A 13,623-nucleotide genomic window follows, 5' to 3' on the forward strand; every position below is an offset into this window, starting at 1 on the left:
CGTCATGGCCCGCCGCGAGTACTACGACGACCCGACCGCCCCGAAGCCCAACAGCATGGTTGTGGCAGCTTCGGCCTTCGTCACTGACGATGAGGGGCGCATCCTCCTCCAGCGTCGTGCCGACAGCGGACTGTGGGCACTTCCCGGGGGTGGGATGGAGCTGAGCGACAGCCTCCCCGGGACAGCCGTCCGAGAGGTCAAGGAAGAGACCGGACTCGACATCGAGGTGACAGGTCTCGTCGGCACGTACACGGATCCTCGTCATGTCATCGAGTACAGCGACGGGGAAGTTCGGCGCCAGTTCAACGTGTGCTTCCGTGCGCAGGTGACCGGCGGCACGCTGCAAATCTCTGACGAGTCCACGGAGCTCCGGTTCGTGGCGCCGTCGGACGTCGATAGCCTGCCCATGCACCACACTCAGCGGCTCAGGGTTCAGCATGCCCTCGACGTCCGTGCAGCGCCGTACCTTGGCTGACCGACGCTAAAGCCACCCGAAGAACCGCGCGCGACGTCGCCACAGTCGTCCGTGTTCTGCTGAGCAGTAGCGCTTCAGGCGCCCAGCTCCAGCCACCTGTGGGACGTCGGCCCCGCAGTGACCGCACGTCGTCGACTGAGCCTTGACCGCCTTCGTGGTGTCCATGGTTGTACTGCCTCTCGAAGTAAGGGGGCGCCCCGCGCTCCATGTCGGAGCTGCGGGGCGCGTGGGGTTGTGCACTAGACGTTGCGTCCGTAGGTGAGTACGCGCGCCGTGTCGGCGTCGCGGATGTCGATCTCTGTGCGCACGATGTCGGTCAGCTCGCGGTCTCCCAGGAAGGTGCGGGACTCCACGACGATGTTGGGAGTGCCACGTCCTCCCCCGGGCTGAACCGTCGCCATCTGCCGGGACATGGCCATCGAGTCGCGGTTGTTGTAGACCTGCGTCGGATGGAGGAAGCGGACCAGTTCGGGCCCGTTCTCGCCCACCCACGCCAGCTCACCGACGCCCGGGAAGCCGCCCGTTGCATAGCCGCCCGGACGGTTGTAGGCCGTCGGGAGCGAGCCGTAGCGGCTCATGGCGTAGCGCATCGACGAGTAGACGTTCGCCAGGGGGTTCGTCGAGACGCCGTGGAGCTTCGGGCCGACGCCGCGCATGTGGCCGGCGAACGCTTCGAACGTCGGCTTGATGAGCTGCATGAGGCCCACCGACGGCGTGCCGTTCTTCGCGTTGATGTCCCAGGAGTTCACGGCGTTGGGGTTGCCACCAGACTCCTGGTTCATCCGCCGAAGCGTCAGGTCCGCGTACTGCTGCGGGTTGCCAGTCATCTGGAGTGCCTGTCGGACTACGCCGCGCCAGCGCTCGACGCCACCCCGCGCACTACCTCCCCCGCCACCGCCCGTCAGGAACTGCATGGGGTCGATGGAGGTCCCGTTTCGGCGTGCCTCCAGGTGGAGGTGAGGGCCGGTGACGTTGCCTGTGTCGCCCACTCGGCCGATGACCTGGCCCGCGGAAACTGGCGCGCCCACGGCCGTGAGCATCTGGGACATGTGGGCATACAGGGAGGACAAGCCTCCGCCGTGGTCCACCGTCACGTGGATGCCGTACGGACCGGTGCTGCCCGACGAGCTGACTCGTCCGCCGGCCACGGCACGGATCGCGGTGCCGATGGCTGCGGGGAAGTCGAGACCGGTGTGTCGGCCGGACGACCACATCGAGCCACGCTTGCCGAACGGGGTGCCGAACGGAACGTCGACGGGCTTCGTCCACGCGCCGCCACCGCCTCCGCTCCCGTCGGCACCGAAGCCGAGGAAGTCGAGCGCCTTGCTCTTCAGACCGTCGAGCATCTTCCCGGGGATCTTCGCCAGCGAGCGCGCCCACGGATTGGTGAGGATGCCCTTCATCTGATCCGTGATGAGGCGCTGCGCCTTGCCGAAGACGTCGAGCGGGTTGGAGAAGAAGTCACCCGCGTCGCCGGCCTTGTCCTTCAGCCAGCCGACGATGCCACCCTCCGCGTATCCGCCCTGGAACTGGCCGAGGGACTGACCGCTCATGGCCGCCTTGTTGACGGCGAAGAGACGGGCACGCTCATACGGGTCGCGCATCGCTTCGGAGACGTAGACGCCTTCGCCACGCCGCATGGGAGTGAGCTGATCGTCTCCCTGCCTCCACGTCGACTGCCCGGGGAGAATGCCGCCCCGCGCGAAGCCCTTTAGGCTCATCGGCTTCAGGTCGTCGACGCCCGTGATAGCGGCAACCCGATTCCACAGCGGAACGATCCCGTTGTTGTAAACCTTGTCGATCACAAAGCGAACGGGCTTCTTCGCGATCTCCGCTACCTGATCCCATGCCTTCTTGATGGAATCCTTTCCGAAGCCGAAGGAGTCGGCCACGGACTTGATAGCAGACTTGATGCCGTCGAAGGCGGGCTTCAGGGCGACTTCGTAGAGCCACTTACCCTTGTCGCCGATCCAGCCGAAGACGGGCCGGAGAACCTTCTCCCAAGCCCACATCGCCATATTCGCGACGGCCTTGAGGATCTGCACGAAGTTGCCGAAGGAGGGCTTGATCCCCCGCTCCCACAGCCAGATCGCGAGGTCGCCAATCCACCGGAAGACAGGACGGACTACCTTCTCCCACAGCCATAGGCCGATGACGCCCAGCACCTTAAAGGCAAGGTAGGCCGGCGTCAGGACTCCCACGACGAGGATCGTGAATAGGATCTTCGCGGCCTCCCAGATGAACCGGAAAGCTGGGCCGATCGCGTGCTCCCACAGCCATACCGCGATGTCACCGGCTTTCTTCAGCACCCACCAAATGGCGCCGAAGACAGGCTTCAGGATAGTCTCCCACAGCCACAACACACCTGTTGAGATGGCGTTTACCACCGTGTCAACGGTGACACGGAACCAGGTCCAGTGTTCGTATGCATAGATGACGCCTGCGACGAGTGCGGCCACCACTACAACGATTGCCATGATGAGTGGGATAATTCCCGTCGCTGCAAGCGCCGCGGACCAACTCCACGTTTCCATCGCTGCGAGCGCAACGGCCGTGTTGAAGATGCCCATAGCCACACCGAATGCGGCCATTCCGACGCTGATTGCCTTACTGGCAGCCCAAAGCCCCCACAACGTCTGAACGAACCCCGGCGTGTTCGTTGCCAACCAAGAAACGGCGCCGAATAGGGGCTTAACGACAGCGATCAACGCGGCTGAAACGGGGGACATTGTCTGCGACGTCGTGATAAGCGCCGTCAAAACGCTCCCGATGAGCGCTCCAACGGATGGAGCGCTCTCCTTCACATAGTTGAGGAACCGCTCAAACTCCGGAGAGCCCTTGAGGCTCGTCCCCCACTTCGCGAACTTCTCCGTGATGGAGTCCGACCGGGATGCGATGCCATCCATCTTGGGGAGGAAGGCGTCAATGATTCCCGCTACGCCCTTCAGGATGTTCCCGAAGGCCACGCCGAAACCGACGATCGCCGGCTCGACGTTCTCCTCCAGGTCCTTCTTGAAGCCCTGCCAGAACGGCGTCTTCAGCTGGGCGGACGCCTTGTCCATGAGCGTTTGAACCGCCGAAGAAGCACTAATGACTAGCGGTGTCAGGCCGGGAAGAGACGCCTTCGCGCCGTCCACGCCGCGGGTGAAGATGGGGAGGACGTGCGGCTGAAGAGCCGTCGACCAGTCCTTGAAGGCGGTTTTGATGCCCTTGGGGCCCGCGATCGAGTCGAAGAGGTCCCGCTGCGCCGGCGTCAGCTTCGCGAGAGCACGTTCATACTCCTGCGCCTTCGTGATCGCCGTCGACGTCGCAGCAGCACCCGACAGGCGGGCAGACGCTACGCCACGCTCCGCGGACGCAATGGACTCGGCTGCCGCTACCTGAACGTTCGCCGAGTTCTCCACGGCGTCCGCCACACGGCGCTGGGCGTCGGCAAGATCCTGCGCCACCTGCACCTGAACGCGAGCCGCGTCCCGCTGTGCGCCGGCGAGCGCCTTCGCCTCGTCCTTCACCTTCTGCTGCGCATCACCGACACGCTCGTGTGCGCGCTTCACCTCGTCGGCGCCGTCGACGGTCGCCTTCGCCTGGACGAGGATCTCCTTACGAAGATCCTTGATTTCCTCCCGCTGCCGCTTGAGTGCGTGCTCCGCCTCGTCGGCCGCGAGCTGAGCACGCTCACGCTGAAGGGCTGTCGCCTTCGGGTCCTTCATGACGCGGGAGAGTTCCTCCTGCGCCTCCGTGACCCGGAGAACGGCCGCCCGCTCGTCGAAGGATGAATCCTCCAGACGATCCGCAAGTGCCTTACGTTCGTCGGCCAGCTTCTTCGCTGCGTCCTCGCGCGCCTGCGTGAGATCCTGTTCCGCCTTCAGCGCGTCGCGCTTGGCGTCGGAAAGGGACCTCTCCGCACGCTCGACGCTCTCGGCCGCCTGGCGGCGCTGCTCAGCGGCACGCATGCCGGTCTGCGCGAGGGACCGTTCCGCGTCCTCGATCGCCCGGCTGGACTGGACGATCTGCCGCTCGGCGTTGCGGTGAGCCGTCGCAAGAGAGGCCTGCGCGCCAGCAAGCTGGAGCGCCTGAGACGCGGCCTGTTGCGCAGCTCGGGCCGACGAGGCAGAGCCACGCTGTGCGGCGTTCGCGGCGTCGTCCTGAGCGGCCGTCTGCGCCTTCAGTGCCTCCGTCACACCCTTCACGGCGGGAACAGCCGCCAGGGCGAGAGCACCGAAGCCAGCACCCGCAGCCGTCGCCATCGCGACCACGGAACCGAGGCCGGCAGCAATGACCGGACCGACGGGGATGGCCATCAGGACGGCCATCTGAATCCCGAGCGCCATCAGCGACGATCGGGCACCACTCGTGTCTACGTCGACGTCCAGGTTGATGTCAGCGGCGTCAACGGCTGCGATCTCGGCGCGGATCTCCGCAAGTGCCGCGCGGGCCGTAGCCGTGTCGGCGCGCACGGCGATGTTCGGGTGCGACGCTCCAAGCCGCTGAAGCTCGGAGTCGATCGCCCGGATCTCCGCTTCCGCGGCCGTCGCGTCGACGTCGATCCCGATGCGCTTTCCGGAGAGGGTCTCCATCCGGGCACGGAGGCGGGCAAGCTCGGCGTCTACCCCGGTATCGGAGAGACGGACATCGAGCTTCGGCATGGCCTTGAAGGCAAGCTCTAGCTTGCGGCGGAGGCTGCTCGCAAAGGCGCCACCTGTGTCCGATCCCTGACGGGACGCGGCTCGCTGTGCTGCCTGCCCACCAGCCTGAACGGCCTGAGGCAGCGCAGCCGCGACTCGTCGAGCGATCTCGTCGCTCATGCGGTCGCCGATGATTCGTCCGGCCTCGTCGCCCACGCGCTGAGCGGCGGGCAGGACGATGCGCTCCAGCTTCTGATGGAAGGTTGGTGCGATCGGTACAACGTCGACGCCGGCGCTACCGACGATGTCCAGGTCTATCGCCATCAGAGCTCCACCAACGGGCCGATATCGGTGGGCTCACGCCGTGCGTCGAGCGCGTCGCGCAGCTTCTCCATGCCTGCCTCAGCCATAGGTGTCAGCGCTGTATCCGGGGCGGTGGCAAGGGTGCGCTCCAGCCACGTGTAGTCAGCACACGCGTGACTGCAATGCACGGTCGGCAACCCCACGTCGCCGACCATCGTCAGCATGGGGAGGAAGGTGCAACCGTCGCGTGCGCACGGCTCGTTCGGGTCAGCGGGCATCGGTACCTCTCAAAAGTCTGGGAACGCCGAAGGGCCCGCAGCGCATCGGCTACGGGCCCTTCGGGATGTAACGGCTATATGGGTTCTGACCTGCGGCGATGTCACACTTTCTCGGGCGTCGACGCAGGGTCCTTGATCGTCGAGCGGGCTCGATCCACCGTGCGCGAACGCTGCCGGAGCCCCTGACGGGCGCCTGGAGGCCTCCACGGGGCCCCTGTCGGACTCCCTCGTAGACCATCTGCGTCGCAGATACGGAGCGAGGACCAGCACCTCTTCGGTCAAACTAAAACGGCCCGATGGGGGTCATGGGGTGGGTATGTGCAGGTCAGAGCGCTGCTACCGGCGTCGCGTGTGCCACGGCTGTCCTAGCTCGTCGCGCCACACGGGTCGGCTCGTCGGGCCGCAGAGCTGAGTGGCGCGGGCTCGCAAGTGGCGCGTGTCCTCGTCGATGGACATCGCATACGCGTCGCGCGCGTCGTTCCACCGTCGGCGAGCGCGGATGATGGCGTCGACGTCGGCTAGCGCGTCCAGCTCCGACGCCGTGAGCCACTCCTCCACCACCGCAGGCGCCAGGAGGCGGGACGGACACGCATACTCCGGGATCTCTCCCGTCTTCGCATCCACGCCCCGCGCCTCGTCGCGCTTGCGCTGCGCGCGCTGCTCACGACGTCCCATCAGTCACCCCGCACCGTGGAGGGTGGCTCACCGACGACCCACCGCAGACGCTCCATGGACGCCGGCGTCAGACCTAGGTCGTTCATCAACGCCCTTTGTTCGCCGATGAGTTGAGCGCTTATGCGACCGCCTCCGAGGATTGTCGACGTCGCCACGACAAGCGCGGCGATGGCCGGGTAAGTGCTGTCCTCCCATACGTCGGCCGCCGGCGAGGACCACAGCTCGCGCCAGTGATGTTCCTCCGCCTCCGACCACGCGCGCCCCGGAGGCAGCGGGGGCGGTTCGTCCTGACACCCGTCGGGCGGCAGGTACGTGATGGGCCGCTCGTCCGGGCGGTGACGAGACCGCGGAGCGTTGGGGTTTGGCCGTGGGCCAGGTCTGCCACGTGACGGCATGAACGACCCCCTCTCTGTTAGTGTGTTGATTGCTGAGGTGTATCTCAGCCCCGACCACGCGTGGACCCCCGTGGACGCTCGGACGCACCGAGCCGCAACCATGTCCGCTGTTGCGTATGGGGTCCTCGTGGAATTCCTGGTCACCTTTCTCTTTGAACTGCTCGTCAACCGCGCAGGCGCCGCACTATGGCAGCGCGCACGCCTGCGTTGGCTCGCTCGCCGTGACGACAGTGCGGATCCGTCAGCCCTGACCGATGGCGTCGATCCGGTCAACCCGGACAGTCTGAGCCTTCGTCGAAACTGTCACTGTCAGCACGTCCGGGTACTTCTCGTAACCGGCAGCGTCAGATGTGACGGCGTAAGCCAGGGTCCCGACGAGAGTCTTCCCACCGCTGAGCTCGACGCTCACGGTTGTGCCATGGAGCGCGACGGCGCGCGCCTTGATGGCCTGCACGTAGTCGTGCACGTTGATGTTCACCGGGACCCCATCGTGTAGCCGCTGGTCTGCCAGGGGTTACGGCGCTGCTGCTCCTCGGTCGGCAGGGGTCGCGGTTCGCGCTTCGGGTGCTTGCGCCGGTACTCCTCCGCGCCGGCCGCCACGGTGCCGCCTCCGCCTCCCACGTCGGATCCACGGTTGCCACCGACGCGCGGGGCGGGCGGTGTCTGGTTGGCGGCGCCCAGTTCCGCGGCAAGCGTCTGAGCGTCTGCCGTCAGCGCCTCCACGGTGTCACCCTGGAGTCGGGCACTCTGCTCGAAGGTCAGGCCAGCCGCCATGCCGGCGCGCACCTTCATGAGCTCCAGCTCTGCGGGGTGCGGCTGCTGCGGGTTCTGTTCGGGTTCCATCTCTCGGTACCTCTCTTGTTCAGTAGCGCCAGGTGGGCGTCACAGGGTCGCCCGGGGTCGCATTGGGCTTGGGGTTCTTGGGAGTGGGGGCGCTGTGGTCCATGTGCGGCGTCCTGGAATGCGGGTACACGTCCGGGGCCTTCGGCGTGGGGATAAGCGTCTCGGTCACCCGGAGCGTCACGGGTCCGTGGTCGTCGTAGACCACCGGGGCCGGCGTGGCGGCTTCGACTTCTTCCGCCAGCTCCTCGAACGACTCTGGGACATAGGCGGCGCCGCTCTCAGCGAGCCAGAGCACCGAAGCGACGGAGTAGGCCTTGGACCGCGCGGCGTCCCGCACAAACTCCGGTACGTCGTCGGTTCGGGCCCTCCGCACTTCACCGTGGCCGGCTGTGCGCCAACGCGTCGCTAGATTGCGCGCCTCGTTGCTTCCTGGCAGCTCTCCGCGCCGCATCTTCGGCGTCAGCAACGCCCATTGCGCCGCACGCACGTTGGCGACGTCAGAGACGCACCCCTGAAGCCGCCCCCACGCCTCTACGGCGCCGCCTCCGGCCTTGATTGCCTCCTCCGCACTCCTGGCTCCGCTGAGCTTTTCGGAGGCCGCGAGAGCCTCGCTCAGGACATCAGCCAAGCGCCCCGCAAGGTGCGCGAGTGCGTCGGGTGCGAGGGTCTCGAACGCATCGGTTGCACGGTCCTCCGTGAACTCGACGGCGTGCTTCAGCGCGCGTCGCTCCGCCTCCCACGACATCCCGTCCGCGTAGGCCGTCGCCGCTCGCTCGCCAATGTCAGATGGCCATCGGCCGGTAGCCGCGAACGACTGAACCGCCTCGTCGATCACGCGGTCTCGTGCGCGGTGGGGCTCCTCGCCAGCACCGTGCCGCGCGAGACGTCGCTTGGCAGCCTCGTGAAGGTCGGCGGTGCGCTTGATCTCCGGGACCGTGGCGAGCGCGGCCTCCAGATCAGGATTGATGGTTGTCACTGTTGCCTCTCTGGGGATACACAAAAGCCCCACCGGGCGGCAGGGGCTTGGGAGTTGAGCTGTGCGCCTCTCAGACGGCCTCGTAGCGGCCTATCGACTCGAAGTGAGCCGTGCGCTCCTGGCGACGCTCACGGACGCGCTGAGCAAACTTCTCGGGGTCCTGCGCGTAGGTGTTCCGAGCCGCCGTGTTGCGGCAGTCGGAGCACCGTCGGGTGAAGCCGTCGACGCGAAGGCTGTCCTTGTGGAAGTGGTCAGACGTGACAGGAAGGCTGCGCTTGCAGTCGGGGCACGTCCGATGTGGTGGCGGCTGCACTTCGCGGTATCGCATGGGGTCTCCGGGTGTTCTGTCGTCCCGCCGTTCTGTCGGGTGCGGGCAAATGAAGAAGGCGCCACCCGGACATGGGTGACGCCTGAAGTCGTCGCCCCCTGCGACGGAACCAGCCGGACCACGGAGGAGATTCGCGGCATGCAGCGGCTCAACGTCGCAGAGGGCGGAGCGTCAGCCGGGAAAGGCAGCCGGCGACGCAGCGCGACGGGGGAAGGGCGACTGTGCGACACCCTTCCCCACTAACACCTGTAAAGCGAACGTCAGGCGGCATCCTCCGCCCGCAAAGTCCGCATCCGCTCCCGGGCGGTCGCCTTGCGCCACTCGGTAGCGCACTCGTCTCCGCACAGCCGGCGCCAGCGTCGACGCTGACTCGCAGGACGACGCTGGACGAACTCCTCGTCGCACCGCAGGCACGTGCCGCGCCAGACCTTGAAGGACCCCTCTACGGTGACGTGCCCGCCGTCCGTATTCCAGGAGGCCCCTTCAGTCGCCCGCGCCTGACGTTCGGCGAACTCCTCCGCGATCGAAGGGTCTACGCGAACCGTCACCTCCCCCACGACAGGCGGAACGATGTCGTAGGCGCGACCCGTCGGCCGGTGTCGCTTCGGACGGTCTTCCTCGTCGCACCCCGCGTCCTCCCAGTCCTCGAAGTTTCGGGCGCCGAACTCCTCGTCGGACAGGTCGTCAAGCGGGTCGTACCCGCTCAGGCCACGCCACGGCATGCGTCCGGGAGATACGTAGGCGCCGTCCGCCTCCATCTCCAGTGCCAGGTGTGCCAGTTCCTCGGCCTCGTACCCACGGCGCGCCCGGCGGAGCGCGGGGGCTCCGGTGCTGTCGTACACAGTGATCCTCACTTCGTCGCGGAGCGACGCCCTACGCGTCGCTCCCGAAGTAGTTATGTGGGGGTAGAGCGCAAATGTTTGGTGCGACGTGTGCAACCACGCTGCGTAACGATGCTCCGAAGGACGTCACGGGCCGGCCTACTGGGCCCCCGAAGCCCCGAACGCCTGCGTGCACCCCTCTGCGGCTTCCACGACCTGGAATGGACCCGGTTACCCGGCGGACCCCCCAGGCCCCCTGATGGCCCTTTACGGGATCCCTCGGGCCTCCGCCGCCCCGCCTCCGCCTCGCCCGCCGCCCGCGCTCGACGTCGAATCGGCGCCCGTGCCAAACCGGGGTCCAAAGTGGCGAACTAACCAGTACTTTCCATTTCTCTTAAGACGCGTTAGAGAAAAGTTGAAGTAGGGGCCAGAAACGACACTTCCGCCCCCTTGGGGAACGAACGTGCAGGTCAGGGCCATGCCAGTCTCGACGAGGTTTGGCGCGAACTGACCCCGCCGGACGACGAGGACGCCGCTCGACGTCAACCCCAGGTCGACCGGAACGCCAACGAGCGGCCTCCCGGTCGACGGAAGGCCGCTCGCTCGACTACGGAGTGTTACGCGACGAGGGGGGTAACCCGCGCCGTTCCGGCGAGCGTCACGGCCACGCAGTCGTCACAGACGCTGGTCGTCCAGGTGTCGCCGACAAGGTAGGGCTTGGCACCCTCCGCGAGGCAGTGTCCGCACATGTCGTCGATGGGGTGCGTAAAGAGCTCCCGAACGTCGAGGCAGAACATGTCAGCCTCCCGGGCCTCCGTAGCGAGCACCGCACTCGCGACGCTGTCCAGGTAGCTATCCAGGACCACGGCACCCTCGTACTGCCGGACGTCGTAGTCGATGCCGAAGGCGATCCGCGCGGGGATCCTCAGCCGGTCCGCGACGTCAGACGCGAAAGCGGTCGTCTCGTCGAGCGCCTCCGGCGTCGTCACATCGCCAATAACCAAGATGCAGTCCTCCGTGATCCCGCCAGCGACGCAGGAGGGGTGGGCGAAGAGCTGTCCGCCCTCCAGGACGCCGACGGGGATCATCTGGCCCCGCTCGTCGCCACAGACGGCGCAGGCCACGCCGTCGCGCTGCGCGGGGGTGAGGGTGGCGACGTCGATACGAGGGTGTGCCATGCTGGACCGCTCCTTCACTGGAGTGCGCAGCCCCGGGGACTCGGCCAGAGGAACACCGGGGCTGCACTCTTTCCCGCTACTCACGGGTGGTTGACCACCTCGAATATGGCACACGGTCGACAGGTGGTCAACCACCTGTCATCATCGAGTCATGGCTAACCAACACAAGCATCCGGTGCGCGGCCTCCGTGGCATCGACGACGACCTCTGGAACGACTTCGACAGGGCCGTCCAGGCATCGGGGAGCGACCGTTCCGCAGTCCTGCGCCGGTATATGGAGTGGTTCACCGGCCGGCCCGGCGCGAAGCTGCCAGAGCGACCGCCGAACTCCTGAGCAACGCAGAGTGGCCCCGTGATAGCGGGGCCACTCCTGTGTCTAGCGTCAGTCCGTGTCGCTCGGAGCGTCGACAGACACCCACTTCACTCGGAGGCGGTCGTGGATTGGCCGACGGTCACCCTGTCCCGTGGAGGACAACAGGACGAGTTCGTCGATGGCGCAGCGCAGCAGCATTCGCTTATCCGCGAGTGTCGCAGCGTGCCACGCCTCCGCCAGGAGAGACCCATCGAGTAGCGGCGTGAGGTCCGTTTGCCGCTTCAGCTCCTTCAGCTCCGTCTGGAGCGATGAGATCTGCTCGTCGAGCGCCGAAGAGATCCGGGAGTAGCGCTCTTCCGGCATGCGCCCCTTGACGAAGTAGGCGTCGTCCAGTTCCGCAAGCCTCCGTTCCGCATCCTCCAGCGCCGCCACGACGTGACGCTTACGCTCGGCACGCTCAGGATCCTGGTAGGCCAGCCATCGAGCCCCGATCTCGTGAAGAACAGGGTCCTCTGGCTCCAGTGCGGAGACGTGGGTTACCCACATCTCCCCCACCGCGAAGTCAACCCGCGCCGCCGACGTTCGGGCTCCGGGACAGGCGGTCTCGCCGCCTTCCATGCGCGTACGGCACCTGTACGACTCGCCGCCGGAGACAAGCCCCACCTTGCAGTGCGGACACCGCAAGATCCCGGTGAGGATCTTCCCCGCAGACCTAACGCCGTGCCCACGCTTGATTCCCCGGACAGTCCGGCTCGCGATAAGGGACTTGATTGCGTACCACTCCGTCACCGACACGACGCCAGTCCCGCAAACGACGGGCTTACCTTCTACGTCAAGTAGCGGCTCCGCTTTCCATCCCCACTTGTCCAGGGGGTTCCCGTACTCGTCGGTTTGACGCTCCCGGAACGGGACGAGTCCAGCCCACAGGGGAGAGTGCGCCATTCGAGAGATAGCGTTAGCCGACCAGTGACGTCCGGTGCGTGTCTTTTCCCCTTCGCTGGTCATCCGGTGGGCGATGGCGGTTCCAGCATCCCCTTCAAGAAGTGCCTCCGCGATCTTTCGCGCCGTCGGATACTCCTCGGGATTCGGGCCGACCTTCCCGTTCCCCAGATGTTTCACGCCGTATGGCGGCTTCCCACCGGGCGCTCGTCCGATGATCCGGTGAGAGTCAAGTCCGGTCTGTACCCGGAGGGCGATGTCCTTTGCTTCGTCTCGCGCTCGCTCAGAGAGGATCGCGAACACGATGCGTCCGCCCTTGTTGCTGTCCAGCCCCTCCGTGATGGACACCAGGCGAGCGCGCCGGCGGTCCAATTCGTCAAGGAGCGTTCCCACTGCGCCCATACCGCGACGGTCAAGGCGGTCCGTCTTCCATACCGCAAGGCACTGCGACCGACCGGCAAGGACAGCCGCTTTGGCGTTCTCGAACTCGTCGCGACGGAGGTGCTGCTTGCTCGCACTTCGCTGCTCAAACCACACGTGCCGGATCTGAAGCTCTTCCTGGCGAGCCCAGCGCACGGCGTCAGCCAGGTGCTTGCGGAGGGTGGTGAGGTCTTCCATCTTCTTCGACCGGCGAAGGTACAGGTCGACGAGTTCGCTCGGGTCCCCCGTTGCAGGCTGACTGAGCCCCAGCGCCACTAGATCTTCGGGTGACAGCCCTAGCGCGGCTAGGGCGTCTGCGTCTTCACGCTGCATGCCACTCCCCTGGTGAGGATCCTCCCCGATCGCAGTATGACATGGGGAGTTACACCCTCGCTGCCCCGCCATCGAGATCCCGCGCCTGGGCTGAGCCGGTTGGTCCGGGGCCGCTGTCGCGGGCCCCGGATTCCCGCCTCCCGGTCCGGCGGTGTCAGCCGACGGGGACGCCCAGGCCCTCCAGGACGACCGCGCCCGGCAGTTGGGCGAAGGCCTTGCCCGGGAGGATGAGCTTGCCGCGGCGGCGGCCGCTGCCGATCAGGACCCAGTCGGTATCGATGACGGCGGCGTCCACGAGGAGCGGCCAGGAGTCCGGGAGGCCGATCGGCGTGATGCCGCCGTACTCCATGCCGGTCTCGCCGGTCGCGGTGTCCATCGGGGCGAACGAGGCCTTGCGGGCGCCGAGATGCTTGCGTACGACCCCGTTGACGTCGACCCGCGTCGCCGACTTCACGACGCACGCGGCCAGGGTGGTGGTCTCGCCGCGCCTGCCCGCGACGACCACGCAGTTCGCGGACGCGTCCAGCAGATCGGAGCCGTGGTGCTCGACGAACGCGGCGGTGTCGGCGATGGCCGGGTCGGTGTCCACGTACAGCAGCTGATCGGCCGGTACGGGGCCGGTCCAGACGCGGACGGCGGCGGCGACGGGCCCGGTCAGCAGGTCGAGGCAGTCGGGGGCGGGCCGGGCGTCGTCGAAGGCTCCGATGGGTGCGCGCATGCG

The 13,623-nt window shown here is 66.8% G+C and carries 13 protein-coding genes; 2 read left to right on the forward strand and 11 right to left on the reverse strand.

From position 1 onward, the window contains the following. Positions 1 to 4: 4 nt before the first annotated feature. Positions 5 to 475, forward strand: coding sequence for an NUDIX domain-containing protein (locus tag V4Y03_RS03740; RefSeq protein WP_332433986.1), 471 nt, complete (start codon positions 5 to 7; stop codon positions 473 to 475). 239 nt (positions 476 to 714) lie between these two features. Here V4Y03_RS03740 and V4Y03_RS03745 read toward each other — a convergent pair whose 3' ends face one another. The 9 genes from V4Y03_RS03745 to V4Y03_RS03780 form a co-directional block, all read right to left on the reverse strand. Next, the gene (locus V4Y03_RS03745) at positions 715 to 5,424 is read right to left on the reverse strand and encodes a peptidoglycan DD-metalloendopeptidase family protein (RefSeq protein ID WP_332433987.1); all 4,710 of its coding nucleotides are present in this window, start codon (positions 5,422 to 5,424) and stop codon (positions 715 to 717) included. Next, a complete protein-coding gene (locus tag V4Y03_RS03750; RefSeq protein WP_332433988.1) occupies positions 5,424 to 5,627 on the reverse strand; it encodes a hypothetical protein in 204 nt (67 codons plus the stop codon). The genes V4Y03_RS03745 and V4Y03_RS03750 overlap by 1 nt, the downstream gene beginning before the upstream one ends. A gap of 390 nt (positions 5,628 to 6,017) precedes the next feature. Beyond that, entirely contained in the window at positions 6,018 to 6,356 is a 339-nt protein-coding gene (locus V4Y03_RS03755) for a hypothetical protein (protein WP_332433989.1), read from the reverse strand. Next, positions 6,356 to 6,853: a phage terminase small subunit gene (locus V4Y03_RS33840; protein WP_443079860.1), complete on the reverse strand. Its 498-nt coding sequence runs from the start codon at positions 6,851 to 6,853 to the stop codon at positions 6,356 to 6,358. Before V4Y03_RS33840 ends, V4Y03_RS03755 begins: the two co-directional genes overlap by 1 nt. 139 nt (positions 6,854 to 6,992) lie before the next feature. After that, entirely contained in the window at positions 6,993 to 7,229 is a 237-nt protein-coding gene (locus tag V4Y03_RS03760) for a hypothetical protein (protein ID WP_332433990.1), read from the reverse strand. Then, positions 7,226 to 7,594: a hypothetical protein gene (locus V4Y03_RS03765; RefSeq protein ID WP_332433991.1), complete on the reverse strand. Its 369-nt coding sequence runs from the start codon at positions 7,592 to 7,594 to the stop codon at positions 7,226 to 7,228. The genes V4Y03_RS03760 and V4Y03_RS03765 overlap by 4 nt, the downstream gene beginning before the upstream one ends. Before the next feature lie 19 nt (positions 7,595 to 7,613). Continuing rightward, a complete protein-coding gene (locus V4Y03_RS03770) occupies positions 7,614 to 8,570 on the reverse strand; it encodes a hypothetical protein (protein WP_332433992.1) in 957 nt (318 codons plus the stop codon). A gap of 588 nt (positions 8,571 to 9,158) precedes the next feature. After that, positions 9,159 to 9,740 (reverse strand): hypothetical protein, encoded by a 582-nt coding sequence (locus V4Y03_RS03775; protein ID WP_332433993.1) that lies wholly within the window; start codon positions 9,738 to 9,740, stop codon positions 9,159 to 9,161. A 596-nt stretch (positions 9,741 to 10,336) separates the two neighbouring features. Next, on the reverse strand, positions 10,337 to 10,897 hold the full coding sequence (locus V4Y03_RS03780) for a hypothetical protein (RefSeq protein WP_332433994.1): 561 nt from the start codon (positions 10,895 to 10,897) through the stop codon (positions 10,337 to 10,339). A 151-nt stretch (positions 10,898 to 11,048) separates the two neighbouring features. Here V4Y03_RS03780 and V4Y03_RS03785 point away from each other — a divergent pair, with 151 nt between their 5' ends. After that, positions 11,049 to 11,231, forward strand: a complete 183-nt coding sequence (locus V4Y03_RS03785; protein ID WP_332433995.1) for a hypothetical protein — start codon at positions 11,049 to 11,051, stop codon at positions 11,229 to 11,231. A 48-nt stretch (positions 11,232 to 11,279) separates the two neighbouring features. Here the strand turns inward: V4Y03_RS03785 and V4Y03_RS03790 are convergent, their stop codons facing one another. Further along, entirely contained in the window at positions 11,280 to 12,902 is a 1,623-nt protein-coding gene (locus tag V4Y03_RS03790; protein WP_332433996.1) for a recombinase family protein, read from the reverse strand. A 154-nt stretch (positions 12,903 to 13,056) separates the two neighbouring features. Then, entirely contained in the window at positions 13,057 to 13,620 is a 564-nt protein-coding gene (locus V4Y03_RS03795) for a YbaK/EbsC family protein (RefSeq protein ID WP_332433997.1), read from the reverse strand. Positions 13,621 to 13,623: the final 3 nt, after the last annotated feature.

Source organism: Streptomyces sp. P9-A4 (assembly GCF_036634195.1).
In the GTDB taxonomy this organism is placed as follows: Bacteria; Actinomycetota; Actinomycetes; order Streptomycetales; family Streptomycetaceae; genus Streptomyces.